The organism is Micromonospora lupini str. Lupac 08, assembly GCF_000297395.2.
Classification (GTDB): domain Bacteria; phylum Actinomycetota; class Actinomycetes; order Mycobacteriales; family Micromonosporaceae; genus Micromonospora; species Micromonospora lupini.
This window is the reverse complement of sequence record NZ_HF570108.1, coordinates 1,855,624-1,873,906: the sequence shown is the minus strand read 5'-3', so window position 1 is coordinate 1,873,906 and position 18,283 is coordinate 1,855,624. Positions and strand designations below refer to the sequence as shown.

The window sequence follows — 18,283 nt, the reverse complement described above, 5'->3', positions numbered from 1 at the left end:
GATGCTGAGGCTTGTCCGCAGGCGCGCCCGCGCGCAGTGGCCGTTGCTGGCAGCCCTCCTCGGGATCGTCACCATCGGCGCGACCCTGCTGGGCACCTGCACCCTGCTGAGCACCCGCACCGCCGAGCGGGCGCTGGAGGTCGCCATGGCCCGCGCCGCCCCCGCCGCCGTCGACGTGACCGTCTACACCGGAACCGTCGAAGGCCGGGACGCGGCGTCCGTCGCCGCCGACACCCGCACCGTCGTGGCCTCCGCGCTCGCACCGTTCCCGGTGACGACGAGCGCGCGGGCGTCCACGGTGCTGCGGGCGCTGCCGCCCGGGCTCGCCCCCGGCACCACAGTCGCGCCCCAGGCGTACCTGTCCGGGCTGGACGACCTGCCGACCCGAGCCGAGCTGGTCACCGGGCGCTGGCCACAGCACCCGGGCGACGCGGTGCTGCTGGAGTCCACCGCCCACCTGCTCGGCCTCACCCCCGGTCGCCGGGTGCGCCTCGGCGCCGAACTGGCCCACGCGCCCGTCCCGGCCGTCGACGTGACGGTCGTCGGTGTCGTACGCCCGCTGCCGGGGCGCGGCTGGGACCGCGACCCGCTGGCCGCGGCCGGCTCCGCCGTCGGCTACCGGGACGGCCGCTTCCTGCAACCGGTCAACGCCTACGGCCCGTTCCTCGTCGACCTCGCCGACCTGGTCAGCACCAGTTCCACAGTCGACCGGATGGAGATCACCGCCCATCCGGACCTGTCCGACCCCCACCGCCGCGACCTGGAGACCGTCGCCGGGGCGGTCGACGGTGCGGACCGCCGGCTGGCCGGCACCCTCGGCGACCGCGTCCAGCTCGCACGTGTCGCCTCCGACCTGCCGACGACCCTGCGATCCGCCGACGACCAACGGCACGTCACCGCCGCCGTCGTGCTCGCCATCGCCGTCCTCGGCAGTGTCCTGACCGCGACGGCACTCGTCCTCGCCGGCCGGCTGACCGCGGGCATCCGCGCCGACGAGACCGCCCTGCGGTCCGCCCTGGGCGCCAACCGTCGCCAACTCGCCGCCACCGCGACACTCGAGGCCGGGCTCGTCGCCGCCGTCGCCGCCGCGCTCGCCACACCGGCCTCGTCGGCCCTGCACGCCGGCCTGACCCACCTGGCGCCGCTGGACGGCGCCGGCCTGACCGTCCCGCCGGCCGTCACCGGTGTCCAGGTCCTCGCCGTCGCCTGCGGCGCGCTGGCGCTCGCCGCTGTCCTCACCGTCCTGGCGATCCGGCCCGTCCCGGCACCCGGCGACCGGCGCACCCGCCGCGAACTGCTGGCCCGCTCCGGCGCCGACCTGCTGCTCGCGGTGTTCGCCGCCGCCGGGTGGTGGCAGCTGTACGCGCAGCCCACCGCCGCCAGTCCGCGCGCGGACGCGGTCCGGGTGCTCGCGCCGGCGCTGCTGCTCACCGCGGGCGCCGCCCTGGCGCTCCGGGTGGTACTGCCCGCCCTGCGCGGCGCCGACCGGCTGGCGTACCGCGCCCGCGGGCTCGCGCTTCCGTTGGCGGCCTCCGAGAGCGCCCGCCGACCCCAGGCGGTCGCCGCCGGGCTGCTCGTCGGGCTGGCCTGCGCGGCCGGAACCTTCGGCCTCGCCTTCGACGACACGTGGCACCAGTCGCAGCGCGACCAGGCGGCGCTCTCCGTCGGCACCGATCTGGCACTCACCCTCGGCACGGCGCCGATGCCCGGCGACGGCGCGGTCGTCAGCGCCGCCACCGCGGGGGCCGTGAGCCCCGCCCTCGACCGGGGCACCAGCGTCGGTCAGTGGCTCGGCACCGCCGGCGAGGCGCCACGCCTGGTCGCCGTCGACACCACCCGCGCCGACGCGTTGCTACGCGGGCGGTTGGACAACGACCGGGGATGGGCGGACGTGGGCGCCACGCTGGCACCACGTACCCGGGTCACCGGCGTCGCCGTACCGACCGGCGCCCCGCTCGTCGTGAGCGGGACCGCGGCCGGCGACATCCCGCTCGCCGTGACGCCCCGACTGCTGCTGCAGGACGCCACCGGCCTCCGCACGTCCTGCACCGGTCCCGCCGTACCGCTCGACGGCCAGGAGGTTCGGCTGCCGACCTGCGCCACTGCCGACGGGCTGCGCCTCGTCGCGGTCGCCCTGCCGGTCACCGCCGACGCGGTCGGCGGACCCGTCGCCGTGGCCGTCACGCTCACCGTGCCGCCCGCCGGGTCGGCCGAGGCGTCCACGGACGGATCGGACTGGACCGCCACGTCCGCGCCGCCGGTCCCGGCCAAGGTGAGCGACCTGAACCTCAGGTTGTCCACCACGCCGAGAGGAACCGCGCTGCGGATGACCGCGACCGTCGATCTCGGCGGCGCCGAGGACGCCGCCCGGACCCTCGTCGCCTCCGCCTTCCCGGACCCCGGACCGGTGCCCGTCGCCGTCTCCGCCCGCTTCGCGAGCGAGGTCGGCGCCGAGAGCGGCAGCCAGCTCAGCGTCACTGTCGGCGCCACGCCCGTCCCGGTCGTCGTCACCGAGGTCGTGCCGACCGTGCCGTCCGCCCCCGGCGCCGTCGCCGTCCTGGCCGATCTGGACACGCTGTCCCGCGCACGCATCGTCACCGGCGACCTGACGTTCCCGGTCGACGCCTGGTGGGTCGGCCACCCCGCCGACGGTGCCGCCGAGCGGACCACCGCCCTGCACCTGGGCACCGTCGAGACCCGCGAGGCGGAGTCCGCCCGGCTCACCGGCGGCCCGCTGCGCGCCGGCCTTCCGGCCGCGCTCCGGCTCATCGTCCCTGCCGCGGCGCTGCTGCTGCTCGCCGGCGTCGTCCTGCACGTCACCTGCGATCTACAGGTCCGCGCCGTCGAGGTGGCGCGGCTGCGCGGCCTGGGAATGTCCCGGCGCGGCATCCGGGGCGTACTGCTCGGCCAGCACGCCGGCGTTCTGCTGCCCCTGCTCGGGGCGGGCGCGGCCGTCGGCGCCCTCGCCACCCGCGTCGTCGCTCCCCTGCTCGTACGCTCCGACAGCGGCGCCGCGCCCGTCCCGGCCGCCCAGCCGCACTGGCCGTGGCCAGCCGAGGCCGCACTGCTCGCCGTCCTGCTTGTCGGATGCCTGCTGGCGGTCGCCGTCGTGGTCGCCGTGCAGGCCCGCCGGGCCGACGCCGCGCACCTGCGGGTGGCGCCGTGAAGCGGTGGCTGACCCGCCGGTGGCCGGCACTCCACTGGCCCAGCATCCGCGGCCGGGGCCGTACCGACGCCGGACCGCTGCTGCTCACCGCCGCCGTCATCGCGGCCGTCGCCCTGCTCGCCGGAGCCGCGCCGGCGCTGCTCCGCGCCGCCGCCGACGACGCCGTCCAGGACACGGTCCGCCGCGCCGGCCAGGACTCGAACGTCTCCGCGCACGCCGACTGGGAACGCGACGACGGCCCGACCGGCGGGCGGGTCCGGGCACCCCGCCTCGCCGGAAACGTCGACGACTTCCGCGCCCGGGCGACCTACGCGCTCGGACCCGACCTGGACGCCGCGCTGCTCCCGCCCGTCGCCGTCGTCAACGGCCCGATCCTCAGCATCACCGACGGCACCGCGCCGCGTACCTTCCAGTTCACCTACCTGGCCGGTGACCTCGGCGGCCCGGCCGTGACCTGGATCGCCGGCAACGCGCCCGGCCCCACTGTCACCGGCGAGTACGTCGAGACGCCCTACGGCGGACCGCCCTGGCCGGTGCAGGTCGGCCTCTCCGAGGCGGACGCCACCGCGCTCCAGCTCGCCCCCGGCGATCGTATCCCGCTCAGCGACGGCCGGGGTCGCGACATGGACGTACGGGTCAGCGGGATCTACCGACCCGCGGACACCGCCGACCCCGCCTGGCGACTCGCCCTGTCGCTACTGCGCCCCGTGCCCGGCGCCGACGGCGTGGGGACCACCCGGTTCGGCGGCCTGCTGTCGCGCGAGTCGCTACCGGACGCCCGGCTCGCCGTCGACCAGGACCAGCTGCGGCGCACCGTCCACTTCGCCCCGGAACCCGACGCGCTCACCTGGGACACCGCCGGGGCGCTCGCCAGCCGGGTGGTCAAGCTCAAGGCGACCTCCGGCTCATCAGCCGACCGCGACGAGTCCCTGAAGTGGGAGTCGCAGCTCGACACGGCGCTGCGCGACGCCCGCACACGGATCAGCGCCGTTCTCACACAGGCCGCCGTCCTGCTCACCGGAGTGCTGACCGCCACGGTACTGGTCCTGCTGCTCGCCGCCGAACTGCTGGTCCGTCGCCGTACGCCGGCGCTGAGCGCCGCCCGGCAGCGTGGGGCGGCGCTGCCCGACCTCGGTGCGGAACTGCTCATCGAGTCCGCCGTGGTGTCCCTGTCGGCCGCCGCCGTCGGGCTCGCGCTCGCTCGCGCGGCAGCTCCGGGCATCTCCTGGATCGGGGCCGTTCCCGTGGTCCTGGCCGGCGCCGTCGCCGGGCCGGCGTTCGGCACCCTCGCCGCCGCCCGCGCCAGTCGCGACAGGCGTCAACCCGCCAACCCGGCCGCTCGGCGCTGGATCCGGGCCACCGGCCGGCTGCGCCGCGCCGCCGTGGAGGCCGCTGTCCTGATCCCCGCGGTCGCCGCCTTCGGCGCACTGCACCAGCGCGGGCTGCTGCCCGTCGCCTCCGACGGCGACACGGGTGAGCTGAGCGGCGACCTCGTCCTACCGATCAGCGCCCTCGCTCTGGGCGCGCTCGTCGGTGCGCTCGTCCTGCTCCGGCTGCTGCCCCTCGGCGCGCGGTTCGCGCTCCGACAGGCCCTGCGCTCGCGCCGCCCGCTGGCCGTGTTCGGTGCCGCCCGGGCGGCCACGACGGCCGGGCGCGCGCTGCCGCTGCTGGTTCTGGTCAGCACCATGGCGCTCGCGTCGTTCGCGCTCATCCTCGGCGCCACCGTCACCCGAGGGCTCGCCGACGGCGCGTGGAGCACCGTCGGGGCCGACGCCCGTCTCGACGTCGGCGCCGACGCCGAGGCCGCCACGCCCGCACTCGCCGACCGCATCGCTGCCGCGCCCGGGGTACGGCAGGTCGTCGTCGCGCAGGTGACCGACTCGGCGCGTGTCTTCACCGAATCGACTCCACTCACCCCACGGCTGGTCGTCGTGGACGCCGACGCGTTCCAGCGTTTGCTGGCCACCACCCCGCTGCCGAATGCGCCGGCGCTGGCCCGGCTCACCGCACCCGGTCCTGGCCCCGGGGACGTCCCCGCGCTGGTCCGATCGAGCGACGGCGTTCTGGGGACCGGCACGCGGTTGCAGCTGACCCGGGACGACGCCCCGGCGATCCGACTCACCGCGGTCGGTACCGCTCCGTCCGTCGGCGGCGCCGACGACGTCGTCATCGTGGACGCCGCGGCTCTCGCCGACGCCGGGCTGCCCGCCGTTCCGAACACCGTCTGGGTGACCGGCCCCGGCGCGGCGCGGGCCGTGTCGAACAGCGGCGTCGCCGCCGACGTCGTGCTGCGCGCGGACGTCCTGCGGGCGCAGCGCGCGACGCCGCTGACCACGGGGCTGCTGCGGCTGGCGTGGACGGCCGCTGCGGTGCTGCTGGCGCTGGGGCTGCTCGGCCTCACGCTCGCCGCCGCCGCGGGCGCGTCGGAGCGGTGGCAGACCCTGACCCGGTTGCGGACCCTCGGCCTCCGCCCACGTGACGCCCGCTGGGTCGCCGCCGGAGAGCTGCTGCCGCCGGTCGTGGTCGCCGCGGTGTGCGGCCCGCTCCTCGGTGTCCTGCTCGCACGCCTGATGCTCGGCCCGCTCGACCTGCGGCTGCTCACCGGTCAGGCCGCCGACCCGGGCGTGGTCCTGCCGTGGTGGCTGCTCGGCCTGGTGAGCGTGGCGCTGCTGGCAGCGGCCGCCACGGTCGTACCTGTCGAGTCGGCGCTGCGGCGACGCGACCGGCTGAGCGAGGTGCTCCGCGCCGGCGAGTAGACGGCCGGCCGGTGGACTACGACCGAATAGACGAAGGCCCGTTACCGGATCTCCGGTAACGGGCCTTTCAACCTACTGTCCAGCTGGTGGGCGATACTGGGTTTGAACCAGTGACCTCTTCCGTGTCAAGGAAGCGCGCTCCCACTGCGCCAATCGCCCGTGCATAGAACCGAGGTGGGGACGGGATTTGAACCCGCGTACACGGCTTTGCAGGCCGTTGCCTCGCCTCTCGGCCACCCCACCGAGGTTGCCCCCGTCATGCGTGGCGGCAGCTCCGAGCGGACGACGGGATTCGAACCCGCGACCCTCACCTTGGCAAGGTGATGCGCTACCAGCTGCGCTACGTCCGCACGCCCCCGGCGTTCCCGGGTGACGGATGAGAACTTTAGCCGAGCCGGTGAACGACTGCCAACTCGGGGTCCGGGTCGGCGCGTTCCTCCCGCCCGGCCGGGGCCGCGGGCCGGTCCCGGGCAGGGCCGAGGCCACCTGCCGCAGGCTTCCTAGGGAGCTGGACTGGTTCTCAATTGACTTCCCACCGTCACACTCCGGCATCACGCGATGACAGGCGCCGCGATGGGGCGCAGGCCCACCGACCGGCGGCGATGCATCCTGGGGCGAGCGTCGGACCTCGACGAACACCGCCAGTAGACCGGGCTGCGGCACCCCCGGAAACTGTCCGGCTTCCGACTCTTACCCCACGAATCGGACGGTAGCGGTAACTGTTCGTGTTCGGGTGGATGGGCTACGGTAACGGTCGTGACGAGACGTGCGGCCGAGATCCGCCTGGATGCCCTGCTGCGCACCGCCTGTGACGTGATCGTGGAGCGCGGTCTGGCCAACACCCGGACCGCGGACGTGGCACAGGCCGCCGGCGTGAGTCAGGCACTGGTGTTCTACCACTTCGCCACCAAGGAGCGGTTGCTCGCGCAGGCGTTCGCGTACGCCGTCGAGCAGGATCTGGCCCGCCTGGACGTGGTCACCCGCTCCTCCGCTCCGCCGTTGACGAAGCTCCGCCGGATCCTCAAGCTCTACACCCCGGCCGGCCGGGCGACGTCCTGGTCGATGTGGATCGACGGCTGGTCCGAGTCGCTGCGCACCCCCGAGTTGGAGAAGGTCTCGCGGCGGCTCGACCTGCGCTGGCGGCAGGATCTCGCCGCGGTCATCTCCGCCGGGGTCACCGACGGCACCTTCCAGTGCGCCGACCCGGAGGGGGCCGCCTGGCGGATCAGCGCCGTGATGGACGGCCTCGCCGTGCAGCTCGCCGTGCACGACCGGGTGATCTCCCGCCGGCAGTTCGGGGAGTGGGTGCGCCTGGTCACCTCCCGGGAGCTGGGCCTGGCCCCGACCGACCTGGACTGAGCGGGGCCGGCGGGGCGACAGCGACGGCGGGCCGGACAGAACGGCTCCGGGCCGGGCAAAACGGCTCGGGCCACCGCCCCGAGGAGAACAATCGACGGCATGGATCTGCTGGAGGCGTACCGCCGGAGCCTGGCCGAGTTCGTCGACCGGGTGGACCAGATCGGGCCCGGCCAGTGGGTCGAGGAGACACCGTGCCCGGACTGGGACGTCCGCACGCTTGTCAACCACGTGGTCGGCGAGGACCGGTGGAGCGTTCCGCTGCTCGCCGGCCGCACCCTCGACGAGGTCGGCGACCGCTTCGACGGTGACGTGCTCGGCGCGGACGCGGCCAGGACGGCGCGGGAGGCGACCGCGCAGGCCGAGATCGCCGTCACCCATCCCGGCACGATCGACCGCACCGTGCACCTGTCGTCCGGCCCGACCCCGGCCGCCGAGTACGTCCAGCAGCTCCTCGCCGAACACCTGGTGCACGGCTGGGATCTGGCGGTGGCGATCGGCGCCGAGCCGCGGCTCGACCCGGACGCGGTGCGCGTGTGCGCCCGCTGGTTCGCCGGCCGGGTCGACGACTACCGGCGCGACAAGCTGGTCGGCGACGGCGCACAGGTGTCCGCCGACGCCGACGAGCAGGACCGCCTGCTGGCCGCCTTCGGCCGCGACCCCGACTGGGCGCCGGGCGACTGAGCGGTCACCGTCGGGGCCGCGTGTTGGCCAGTCCCGCGTCGCCGCCGTAGTGCGCGAGCACCCGGTGGTCCATCACCCGTCGCCACAGCGGCGGGACCAGCGCCACGACCACCATCGTCGCGTACCCGGCGGGCAGTTGCGGTGAGGTGTCGAAGCTGCGCAGCGTCTGGTAACGGCGCAACGGGTTCGCGTGATGGTCGCTGTGCCGCTGGAGCTGGAAGAGGAAGACGTTGGTGACCGTGCGGTCGCTGTTCCAGCTGTGCCGGGGGTCGACCTTCTCGTAGCGCCCGGCGGCGGTGCGCTGCCGGGCCAGCCCGTAGTGCTCCAGGTAGTTGACCGCCTCCAGCAGGGAGAATCCGACCACCGCCTGCAGGGCCAGGAACGGCAGCACCACCGGGCCGAAGAGCACTGTCAGCGCCGCGTACAGCGCCAGGGTGATGGCGAGGGCGTTGAGCACGTCGTTGCGGTGCGTCCACGGGGACCGGCCGCGGATGCGGAACCGGCTGGTCTCCAACCGCCACGCCGAGCGCAGGCCGCCGAGGACGGTACGCGGCCAGAACGCCCAGAAGCTCTCCCCCAGCCGTGAGCTGGCCGGATCCTCCGGCGTGGCGACGCGGACGTGGTGGCCGCGGTTGTGCTCGACGTAGAAATGCCCGTAGGCCGCCGGCGCGAGGGCCACCTTGGAGAGCCACCGCTCCATCCGTTCGCGCTTGTGGCCCAGCTCGTGGGCCGTGTTGATGGCGATGCCGTCGACCACCCCGACGGTCGCCACGAGGCCTGCGGCACCGGCGACGGAGAGGCTGTCGCGGGCCCAGACCGCGCAGCACAGCACCACTGCCGCGTACTGCGCCGGCAGGTAGAGGTAGGTGAGCCAGCGGTAGTAGCCGTCGGCGGCGAGCCGGGGCACCGCCTCCTCGGGAGGATTCTGCCGGTCGTCGCCGAGCAGCAGGTCGACCACCGGGATCAGGCCGAAGACGACGGCCGGGGTGAGCCACCACGCCCAGGCGCCGCCGCCGGCCCGCCAGAGAGCGAAGCCGACGAAGGGCAGCGCCGGCACCAGCAGCGCCAGCGGCCAGAGCGGCTTGCGGCGGTCCCGCCAGACGGCGGGCTCGACTGTCGGATCGGCATCGACTGTCATGGCCAACCTCCGGTCTCGCGTCCCGCACCGACTGTGGCACCCGTCACGCTCTTTTACAAGACGCCAGCTTTTGTAAAGTTGATTTCTCTCGATTGAGTGGCGCCTCAGTGATCTCGGGCCTTGCCGCCACCCCGGCCGACTGATATCCACAGATGCGCATGCGTCACCGCGCTGCGTCGGCCGGCAGCCGCCGGCCATCCCGCTCCCACGAGGAGGTCCCGTGCCACAACCGGAGTGGTCACCCCCGATGAGCCGGCGTCGACGCCGGCTCATCGCCGTCCTGGCGACGACCGCGACCATCGCCGCGCTGCTACCCACCGGCGCGAGCACCGCGGCCCCCGCCGGGGCGCCGTCCACCCCACGCTCGTCCGGGCCGTTCGCCGAGGGCAACCACGAGCCCGCCGACCTCGACAACCGCTCCGGTACGGCGGCACCCGACGCCCGCCAGCGCGGCCTGGCCCGCGCCGCCGATCCCGACGTGCGGTGGAACCGGTTCGGCACCCCGCAGGCACTCGGTCCCGGTCGTACCCCGCTCGCCACCGGACTGCCAGGCGACCCGGAGGCCGCCGCCCGCGCCTACCTGGCCGCCAACCGGGACCTGTACGGCATGGACGCCGCGACGGTCGCCGGCCTGGAACGGGTGCTGGTCCGACCGATCGGCAGCGGTGCCGTGGTGACCCTGCGGCAGCGCTTCGGCAACCTGCCGGCCGGGCCCGACGGCCTGGTCACACTCGCGGTCTCCGGCGGCTCGGTGCTCGCCGTCAACTCCTCGCTGGCCCGCGACACCAGCGCGCCCGCGCCGGCCACCCGCACCGCCGAGCAGGCGTACACCGACGCCCTCGCCGACGCCGGTCTGACCGCGGCGGCGGTGGCCAGCCACACCGTGCGCGCCGTGGCCGTGCCCACCCCGCTGGACGGACCCCGGGCCGCCTACGAGGTGACCCTGATCGGCAAGGACGCCGACCACCCGGCCGCGTTCACCAGCTACGTGGACGGCAGCACCGGAAAGGTCCTGGTCCGCGAGGACCTCGTCGACTTCGACTCGGACAACCCGAGCTGGGCGGTCTTCCCCGCCGCCCCGCCCCGCGACCTCGCCGCCGGGCAGGACCCCCGGGTGCGCTGGTGCGGCGACCCGGCCCCCGGCTGCCAGGCCGCCTACCGGGACCCGGCCACCGGCCAGCCGTGGGACGTCGACGCGGCCACCGGCACACCGACCTTCACCTCGCGCGGCAACTCGGCCAACACCGTGCTCTCCTGGGGCAACAACACCCCGGTCGTCCCGGCCACCCCCAGCCCGGAGCGCCGCTACGAGTACCCGTTCACCGACCAGTGGCACCAGGCGAAGTGCAACCCCGAGGTGTTCACGTCAGCGCAGCGCAACGACGCGGACGCGGCGATCGCCAACCTCTTCGTCATGCACAACCGCATGCACGACTGGGCGTACCAGCTGGGCTTCACCGAGTCGGCGTGGAACCTCCAGGCGGTCAACCTGACCCCGTCCGGGCTGGGCGGCGACGCCGAGCAGGGCCGCGCCCAGCAGGGCGCGCTGACCGGCAACCGCAACAACGCCAACCAGGGCACCGGGCGCGACGGCGTGCCGCCGACCACCAACATGTACCTGTGGCAGCCCCAGGCCGGCGGCCCGTACCCGCCGTGCGTGGACGGCGACTACGACATGACGGTGATCGGCCACGAGTACACACACGCCATCACCAACCGGATGATCGCCGGGCCGGACAGCGGGATCAGCGGCCACCAGGGCGGGGCGATGGGTGAGTCGTGGGGCGACCTGCTCGCCGCCGAGTACCTGTACCAGAACGGGCTGCGCGCGCCCGGCGAGACGCCCTTCGTCACCGGCGGCTACGTCACCGGCAACCTGGTCAGCGGCATCCGCAACTACGACCTGAGCCGCAGCCCGCTGAACTACTCCGACATCGGTTACAACACCGGCGGCCCGGCCGTGCACGCCGACGGGGAGATCTGGGGCGCCACCAACTACCGGGTCCGCTCGGCGCTGGTCAAGCGGTACGGCCTCGGCACCACCCAACGGCAGGTGGAGTGCGCACAGGGCAAGGTCGCCGCCGACAAGTGCCCGGGCAACCGGCGCTGGTCGCAACTGGTCTTCGACTCGTTCCTGCTCCAGGCCGCCAGCCAGGTCAGCATGCTCGACATGCGCGACAACATGCTCACCGCCGACCTGCTGCGCTTCGGGGGCGCGAACCAGGACCTGATCTGGGCCGAGTTCGCGCGCTCCGGGATGGGCCGCGACGCCGTCACCAACGGCGCCGGGGACACCGACCCGACGCCGAGCTTCGCCTCGCCGCGCGGCGGCAACGCGACGCTCACCCTGCGTCCCCGCGGGGACAGCGTCGACGCGCCGATCCGGGTGTACGTCGGGGCGTACGAGGCGCGGGCCACCCCCGTCGCGGACACCGACCCGGCGACGCCGATCCCGGACACGCTGGAGCTGGTGGCCGGCACGTACGACCTGCTGGCCGTCGCGCCCGGCTTCGGGCACCAGCGGCTCAGCGTGGTCGCCGACGCCGGCCGGACCGGATACGTGGACCTGCGGATGAGTCGCAACCTCGCGTCCACGGCCTCCGGGGCCACGATCACCGGCGACGGGGTCAACCTGGACCGGGTCGCCGACGACACCGAGGCGACGAACTGGGCCTCCCTGGACGGGGTGGCCGGCCGGCAGCTCACGGTGGACCTGCCGGGCGACGGCCCGCAGTCGGTCAAGCGCGTGAACGTCAGCGCGATGCTGCGGCCCGCGATCACCGGGGACGCCGACACCGGCAGTCAGAACGCGCTGAGCGCGCTGCGCTCGTTCGCGGTGTCCGCGTGCGACGCGACGACCACCGACTGCGCGGATCCGGCGCACTGGCAGCGGATCTACACCAGCGCGGGCGACGCGTTCCCCGGCGGGGCGTACCGGGCGTACAGCCGCGACATCAACCTGCGGACGTTCGCGGTGCCCACCACCCTCGCCACCCACCTGCGCCTGGAGGTGCTGGCGAGTCAGTGCACCGGCGGCCCGCAGTACGCCGGTGAGCAGGACGCCGACCCGGCCACGACGACGGACTGCGCGACCGCCAGCCCGGCCCGTGCCCAGGTCCGGATCGCCGAGTTCCAGGCGTTCACGAAGTGACACGGTCGGGGCCGGCGGATCTCCGTCGGCCCCGACACCTCCCGTTCAGCGGCGGGCCGGCCGCCAGGGGTCGGCCGTCGCCTGTCGCTCCCAGAGCCGGTCCACAGGCGGGTCGTCCTCCACGGCGGTCGCGGTCCGGGTGAGGTGCCGCAGCCGCAGCAGCAGCCCCACCCCGAGCGAGAGCAGCAGCCCACCGAGCAGGAACGCGGCCTGCACCACGCCGAACCCACCGCTCTGCGAGACCGGACGGCCGGCGCCGGCCGCGGGTGGCGCGACGTCGACGGGCCCGTCGGCGACCGGCTCCCCGGCCGGGGCGCTCTCCTCGACCGCTTCGCTCGGCGGGTCGCTGGGCTCGGCAGGCGTCGCGCTCGGTGTCGGCGTACCCGTCGGCCGGACGGCCGCCCCCACCACCGACCGGGTGGCGGTCTGGCGGGCCAACAGGCGCAGGTTCGCGTCGTACGCCTCGGCGGCGAGGGTGACCCGCCCCTGGGTGACGTCCTCGTCGAAGGCCACCCGGTAGCGGGCGGTGACCGTGCGGCCCGGGCAGAGCGTGCCCGGGTCGAGTTGCCTGTCGGTCAACCGGGCCACGTCCCCCTCGGTGCGGATCTCCAGCGGGAAGTCGCCGGTCTCCTCCACCCGGTCCATCTTCACCTGGTCGAGCCGGATGCCCTGCACACGGAGCACCATCGACCAGCGCACCTTCGCGCATCCGCCGCGCCGGTCCGTCTGCGAGACCACCGCCGAGATCGTGCGCACCTGGTCCCCCGCGGTGAACCGGGCCGGCAGGCCGCTCATCTCGGTGGCGAAGGCCGCCTGCGCCGGTGCGGCCAGTGTCAGCACCACCCCGGCAACACCGGCAACCAACGCTGCGAGCCGCAGCACGTACCGCCACACGATCACCACCACCCCGTTCCTTCTCGTCGCTTGTGGGAAACGCTAGGAGGAAACGGGCGGGCCGGACAGAGGGGTGTCTTCGCATCGGCCGCCAAGCGCGGCTGGTGATTTCACCGAGAGTGGTGAACCCTTCACCCGTACCCGCGCGTCCCGGACCACCTCCCTGCGTCGTCGGGGCCGACCGGTGCGCGAGAATTGCCGGGTGTCCGAGCTCTCCAGCACGTTCGTCCGCCTGCACGCCCGGCTGGCCCCGGTCGCCTTCGTTCCCGAGGTGCGCCTGCACCAGGCGGACGAACCGATCGGGCTCTGGGAGCTGACCGAGGGTGAATTCTCCAGCGACCGGCCGCCGCCGTTCTGGGCCTTCGCCTGGGCCGGCGGGCAGGCGCTCGCCCGGTACGTCACCGATCACCCGGAGCTGGTCGCCGGCCGCCGGGTGCTCGACCTCGCCTCCGGCTCCGGCCTGGTGGCCATCGCCGCCGCCCGGGCCGGCGCGGCGTCCGTGCGGGCCGTCGAGGTGGACGAGCTGGCGGTCGCGGCGGTCGCGCTCAACGCCGAGGCCAACGGTGTACGCGTCGACGCCGAGTTCGGCGACATCCTCGACGGCGACGCGGGCGACGCCGAGGTGGTGCTCGCCGGGGACGTGTTCTACAGCGAGGCGATGGCCCGCCGGGTGCTGCGGTTCCTGCTGCGCGCCACGCGGGCCGGGGCGCCGGCGCTTGTCGGTGACCCCGGCCGGGCGTTCCTGCCCCGGGACCGCTTCGACGAGCTGGCCGCGTACGACGTGCCGGTGCCGGAGGCCCTGGAGAGCGTCCGGGTGAAGCGCACCACCGTCTGGCAGTTGCGCGCCGGCCTGCCGGGAGCTGCCGGCTAGCGTGTCGACGTGCTGTTCTCCGGCTGGGCGTCCGAGGTCGAGGCACCCTGGCCGGACGTCGCCGAGGTGACCGACCACGTCGGCGTACGTCACCTCGTCGTCACCCGGCACGCGCTGGTCCGCCAGGTCCTCGCCGACCCGGTCCGCTACCGGCCGGACAACGCCCTGGACGCGGTGACCCCGATGCCGGTGACCGCGCTGCGGGTGCTCGCCGGGCACCGGTTCCGGCTGCCGCCGACCCTCGCCAACAACTCCGCCGCCAGCCATCCGGAGATCCGGGCGATCGTCGCCGACGCGCTGCACCCCGCCCGGGTCGCGGCGCAGCGCCCCTGGCTGACCGCCCTCGTCCGGGAGCGGGTGGCCCGGCTGCGCGCCGCGCTCGACGCCGGTGAGCCGGTCGACCTGTACGCGGACCTCGCCGCCGACCTGCCCCTGCTGGTGCTGGCCCGACTGGTCGAGTTGCCGGACGCGCCGGTCGGCGCGGTGAAGGAGTTCGCCCGGGCGGCGCTGGAGCTGTTCTGGGCGCCCCTGGACGGCGACCGGCAGGTGGCGCTCGCCACCGAGGTGGGCCGTTTCCACGGCGTCCTGCGCGAGTTCGCGGCCACCGGCGGCGGCCTGGCCGCCGAACTGCGCGCGGGCGGCCACCCGCCGGACGTGGTGGTCGGCGCGCTCTTCTTCCTGCTGGTCGCCGGCCAGGAGACCACCTCGCAGTTCCTCACCCTGCTGCTGCACCGGCTGGCCGGCGAACCGGCGGTACGCGCCGGCCTGCGCACCGGTGACGTCGCGGTCGCCGACGTCGTCGAGGAGGGCCTGCGCCTCGAGCCGCCCATCGTCACGTGGCGGCGCGTCGCGGCGGTCGACGGCACGCTTGGTGGAACCGCCGTGCCGGCCGGCACCAGCATCGTGCTGTGGCTGGCCCGCGCCGGCCGGGATCCGGCGATCGTCGAGTCCCCCGACGAGTTCCGCCCGGGGCAGCGCGGTTCGCGCCGGCACCTGGCGTTCGGCGCGGGCGCGCACCGCTGTGTCGGGGACGTCCTGGCCCGGATGGAGGCGGCCGTGGTGGTGGCCGAGGCGACGCCGCTGCTCGACGGGGTGACAGTGGTCCGGCCGCCCTGGTGCCCGGACAACCTCACCTTCCGGATGCCGGACGCCTTCGTGGTGCGGTCAGTCGAGCGGCCCGCCGACCAGTAGCACGATGCCCCCGACCACCGCCACGACACCGAGGAGGAGCGTGATGCCGCTGACGAAGAACCGCGCGAAGCGGTAGCCGACGCCCCTCCGCACCTCGGCCGGATCCCGATCCGGAAAGCCCAACAGGCGGTTCAACGAAGTCCTCGACAACCGGCGTGTGTGTGCGTCGACGAACCCGAACAGGTCGAAGACCATCGTCAGCCCGATGAACCCCAGCAGCAGGCCGAAGCCAACGGTGGCGAGTACCTGCAAGATCCACCGTGTCATCGGCTGCCCCCGCTGATCGAATCGACTCGATCCGAGGCTAGACAGCCCGGGCAAGGAAGCACGGGAGCGGGCACGCAGCACCTGCCCGTGACTCGGTATGTTTCCGGGCGTGTCCGCCACCTCTGCGCGTCGGATCCTCGCCGCCGCAACGCTTCTGGCCCTGCTGACGCTGAGCGCCTGCGCAGCCCGACCGGTGTTCCACGCCCGGCAGATCACCGCGGCCCCGCCGAGCCCGTCGGTCCCGACGCCCATGCCGTCGACGTCGCCGTCCCCGTCGGCCGCGCCGACGACGACGGCCCCGCCCGCCCCCGGAAGCCTGGACTGGTACGTGTCCCAGGCGCCGACCTTTCCCGAGGCGCCACCTCCGCAGCCGGTGCCGTTGACCGCGACCGGGGCGATTCCGTTCTGGCACCGCCTGCCGACCGACCAGAAGGTCGCCTTCATCACCATCGACGACGGTGGGCTGGCCCGCCCGCCCGCGGTGGCCGACTTCATCTGGCGGGCGCACATCCCGGTCACGATGTTCCTGAACTCTCCGGCGGCCGAGGAGCACGACGACTACTTCCGGCAGATCCAGGTGGCCGGCGGGATCGTCGAGAACCACACGGTCAGGCACACCTCGCTGGCCGGCCGATCGTACGACTACCAGAGGCAGGAGATCTGCGGCGCCGCGGACAAGCTGGAGACGCTGTTCGGCAAGCGGGCGACCCTGTTCCGCCCCCCGTTCGGCGAGTACGACAGCACCACGCTGACCGCCGCTCGGGACTGTGGCGCGAAGGCGGTCCTGCACTGGTCCGAGACCGTCCACGAGGGCAAGGTGCGCTACCAGACCCCGGAGAAGGTGGTCCAACCCGGCGACGTGCTGCTGATGCACTTCCGACCGGCGCTGATGGACGACCTCCTCGCGGCGCTGAAGGCGATCCACCGGGCGGGGCTCACCCCGGCGCTGCTTGAGGACTACATCCGCTGACCCGGGCGGCCTGACGAAAGTCAGGGTCGGGTGCTGCCCTTCGGGCGCGGCGGGCCGACGTGCCGGACGCCTAGCGTCAGCGCATGATCACATTACGTGGGTTGACGAAACGGTTCGGGGCGACAGTCGCCGTCGACGCGCTGACCGTCGACATCGCACCCGGTCGGGTCACCGGTTTCCTCGGCCCCAACGGCGCCGGCAAGTCCACCACCATGCGGATGATCCTCGGCCTGGACCGGCCCACCTCCGGAACGGCGCTCGTCGACGGCCGGTCGTACCGGGAGCTGCGGCGACCGCTGCACGAGGTGGGCGCCCTGCTCGACGCCCGAGCCGTCCACCCGGCCCGCTCCGGGCGGGCACACCTGCTGGCCATGGCCCGCAGCAACGGCATTTCCGCCCGGCGGGTCGACGAGGTGCTCGACACCGTCGGGCTGGACGGGAGTGCCGCCGCCAAACCGGGCCGTACCCTCTCCCTGGGCATGGGCCAGCGGCTCGGCATCGCCGGGGCGCTGCTCGGCGATCCGCCGGTGCTGATGTTCGACGAGCCGGTGAACGGCCTCGACCCGGACGGGGTGCGCTGGGTGCGGCACCTGTTGCGCTCCCTGGCCGGGCAGGGCCGCACGGTCTTCGTCTCCAGCCACCTGATGAGCGAGATGCAGCTCACCGCCGACCAGCTCGTGGTGATCGGCCGGGGACGACTGCTCGCCGACGCCCCGGTCGGCGACGTCATCGCGGGCAGTGGGCAGGCCGTGCGGGTCCGCAGCCCGCACCCGGAGGGGCTCGCCACCCTCGCCGCACGTCTGGGCGCGCACGGCGCCATCGTCGAACCGGCCGGCCCGGACGAGCTGACCGTCACCGGGACCACCGTCGACCGGATCGGTGACCTGGCGTACGAGCTGGGGGTGCGGTTGCACGAGCTGAGCCCGCACGGCGCGTCGCTGGAGCAGGCGTTCATGGAGCTGACCGCCGACAGCGTCGAGTACGCCGGCGGCCCGACCGGAGGTGACGCGCGATGAGCACGCAGACCGTGGTGGGCAGCCGTCCCACCGTCGCGCCGGCGCTCAGCGCGCCGGCCGCCTTCCGCGCGGCGGTGGCCGCCGAGTGGACCAAGCTGGTCTCGGTACGCAGCACCTGGTGGACGATGCTGGCCGGGCTGCTCGTGATGGCCGCGAGCGCCGGACAACTCGCCATCTACGCGGCCAACGCCAACACCAACGACGACCCGGCCGACAACCCCGGCATCGTCGCCGTCGGCAGCGTGCTGATCGACGCGGTCGAGCTGACCCAGTACGCCGTGCTGGCACTGGGACTGCTCGCCATCACCACGGAGTTCACCAGCGGCACCATCCGGACGACCCTGCAGTGCACCCCGGCACGCGGCCGGGTGCTCCTGGCCAAGGCCGTGGTGGCCGGCGCCGTCACCTTCGTTCTCGGACTGCTGCTCGGCGGTGTCGGCGCCCTGGTCGCCCGGCCGGTACTCGGCGAGTGGGGCAGCGCGCCGACCGCCGGCACGATCGGCGACATCGTGGCGGTGGCGACCTACCTGGCCCTGGTCAGCGTCCTCGCGCTCGGCCTCGGCGCGGCACTGCGCAGCGCGGTGCTCACGATCGTCGTGCTCTTCGCCACCCTGATGATCGTGCCGCTGTCCCTGCAGGAGCCGGACATCGCAGTCCTGAACCGGATCGCGGACGCGTTCCCCGGCGTGGCCGGTGGGCACTTCATGGCCGGCGACACCGACCCGTACCCGGGCGCGGTGGGGTTGCTGGTGCTCGTCGGTTGGGCGGGAGCCGCCCTACTGCTCGGTCGGGCCGCCCTGCGCCGCCGCGACGCCTGAGGCAC

Annotated in this window: 13 protein-coding genes and 3 tRNA genes; 10 read left to right on the top strand and 6 right to left on the bottom strand. The window is 74.4% G+C overall.

Annotated elements, in window-relative coordinates; translation table 11 throughout:
• Window position 1: 1 nt before the first annotated feature.
• A complete protein-coding gene (locus tag MILUP08_RS09775) occupies window positions 2-3,166 on the top strand; it encodes a hypothetical protein (protein WP_007457119.1) in 3,165 nt (1,054 codons plus the stop codon).
• Complete coding sequence (locus tag MILUP08_RS09770) at window positions 3,163-5,922, top strand: FtsX-like permease family protein (protein WP_007457117.1); 2,760 nt, start codon at window positions 3,163-3,165, stop codon at window positions 5,920-5,922. The genes MILUP08_RS09775 and MILUP08_RS09770 overlap by 4 nt, the downstream gene beginning before the upstream one ends.
• 84 nt (window positions 5,923-6,006) lie before the next feature.
• On the opposite strand, the gene MILUP08_RS09765 is transcribed toward MILUP08_RS09770, so the two are convergent.
• The 3 genes from MILUP08_RS09765 to MILUP08_RS09755 form a co-directional block, all read right to left on the bottom strand.
• A tRNA-Val gene (locus tag MILUP08_RS09765) sits at window positions 6,007-6,081 on the bottom strand.
• Between the two features lie 13 nt (window positions 6,082-6,094).
• Window positions 6,095-6,165: transfer RNA gene (locus tag MILUP08_RS09760), tRNA-Cys, on the bottom strand.
• Window positions 6,166-6,199: 34 nt separating this feature from the next.
• A tRNA-Gly gene (locus MILUP08_RS09755) sits at window positions 6,200-6,272 on the bottom strand.
• A 406-nt stretch (window positions 6,273-6,678) separates the two neighbouring features.
• Between MILUP08_RS09755 and MILUP08_RS09750 the strand changes: the two genes are divergently transcribed.
• Both MILUP08_RS09750 and MILUP08_RS09745 read left to right on the top strand, forming a co-directional pair.
• On the top strand, window positions 6,679-7,281 hold the full coding sequence (locus MILUP08_RS09750; protein WP_007457114.1) for a TetR/AcrR family transcriptional regulator: 603 nt from the start codon (window positions 6,679-6,681) through the stop codon (window positions 7,279-7,281).
• Between the two features lie 99 nt (window positions 7,282-7,380).
• On the top strand, window positions 7,381-7,962 hold the full coding sequence (locus MILUP08_RS09745) for a TIGR03086 family metal-binding protein (protein ID WP_007457112.1): 582 nt from the start codon (window positions 7,381-7,383) through the stop codon (window positions 7,960-7,962).
• A 4-nt stretch (window positions 7,963-7,966) separates the two neighbouring features.
• Here MILUP08_RS09745 and MILUP08_RS09740 read toward each other — a convergent pair whose 3' ends face one another.
• Window positions 7,967-9,100, bottom strand: a complete 1,134-nt coding sequence (locus MILUP08_RS09740) for an alkane 1-monooxygenase (protein ID WP_007457111.1) — start codon at window positions 9,098-9,100, stop codon at window positions 7,967-7,969.
• A gap of 220 nt (window positions 9,101-9,320) precedes the next feature.
• Between MILUP08_RS09740 and MILUP08_RS09735 the strand changes: the two genes are divergently transcribed.
• Complete coding sequence (locus MILUP08_RS09735) at window positions 9,321-12,251, top strand: M36 family metallopeptidase (protein ID WP_007457108.1); 2,931 nt, start codon at window positions 9,321-9,323, stop codon at window positions 12,249-12,251.
• A 45-nt stretch (window positions 12,252-12,296) separates the two neighbouring features.
• On the opposite strand, the gene MILUP08_RS09730 is transcribed toward MILUP08_RS09735, so the two are convergent.
• Window positions 12,297-13,157, bottom strand: coding sequence for a hypothetical protein (locus MILUP08_RS09730; protein WP_007457106.1), 861 nt, complete (start codon window positions 13,155-13,157; stop codon window positions 12,297-12,299).
• Between the two features lie 190 nt (window positions 13,158-13,347).
• Between MILUP08_RS09730 and MILUP08_RS09725 the strand changes: the two genes are divergently transcribed.
• Window positions 13,348-14,016 carry a class I SAM-dependent methyltransferase gene (locus MILUP08_RS09725; RefSeq protein ID WP_007457104.1) on the top strand — a complete coding sequence of 223 codons (669 nt, stop codon included), beginning with the start codon at window positions 13,348-13,350 and terminating at the stop codon, window positions 14,014-14,016.
• A 9-nt stretch (window positions 14,017-14,025) separates the two neighbouring features.
• Window positions 14,026-15,207 (top strand): cytochrome P450, encoded by a 1,182-nt coding sequence (locus tag MILUP08_RS09720; protein ID WP_007457102.1) that lies wholly within the window; start codon window positions 14,026-14,028, stop codon window positions 15,205-15,207.
• Here the strand turns inward: MILUP08_RS09720 and MILUP08_RS09715 are convergent.
• Window positions 15,181-15,474 (bottom strand): hypothetical protein, encoded by a 294-nt coding sequence (locus MILUP08_RS09715; RefSeq protein ID WP_007457101.1) that lies wholly within the window; start codon window positions 15,472-15,474, stop codon window positions 15,181-15,183. The genes MILUP08_RS09720 and MILUP08_RS09715 overlap by 27 nt on opposite strands.
• A gap of 109 nt (window positions 15,475-15,583) precedes the next feature.
• Between MILUP08_RS09715 and MILUP08_RS09710 the strand changes: the two genes are divergently transcribed.
• The 3 genes from MILUP08_RS09710 to MILUP08_RS09700 all read left to right on the top strand — a co-directional run bounded on the left by MILUP08_RS09710 (window position 15,584) and on the right by MILUP08_RS09700 (window position 18,278).
• Window positions 15,584-16,444 carry a polysaccharide deacetylase family protein gene (locus tag MILUP08_RS09710; protein ID WP_237747047.1) on the top strand — a complete coding sequence of 287 codons (861 nt, stop codon included), beginning with the start codon at window positions 15,584-15,586 and terminating at the stop codon, window positions 16,442-16,444.
• An 83-nt stretch (window positions 16,445-16,527) separates the two neighbouring features.
• The gene (locus MILUP08_RS09705; RefSeq protein ID WP_007457099.1) at window positions 16,528-17,460 is read left to right on the top strand and encodes an ABC transporter ATP-binding protein; all 933 of its coding nucleotides are present in this window, start codon (window positions 16,528-16,530) and stop codon (window positions 17,458-17,460) included.
• A complete protein-coding gene (locus tag MILUP08_RS09700; RefSeq protein ID WP_007457097.1) occupies window positions 17,457-18,278 on the top strand; it encodes an ABC transporter permease subunit in 822 nt (273 codons plus the stop codon). The genes MILUP08_RS09705 and MILUP08_RS09700 overlap by 4 nt, the downstream gene beginning before the upstream one ends.
• Window positions 18,279-18,283: the final 5 nt, after the last annotated feature.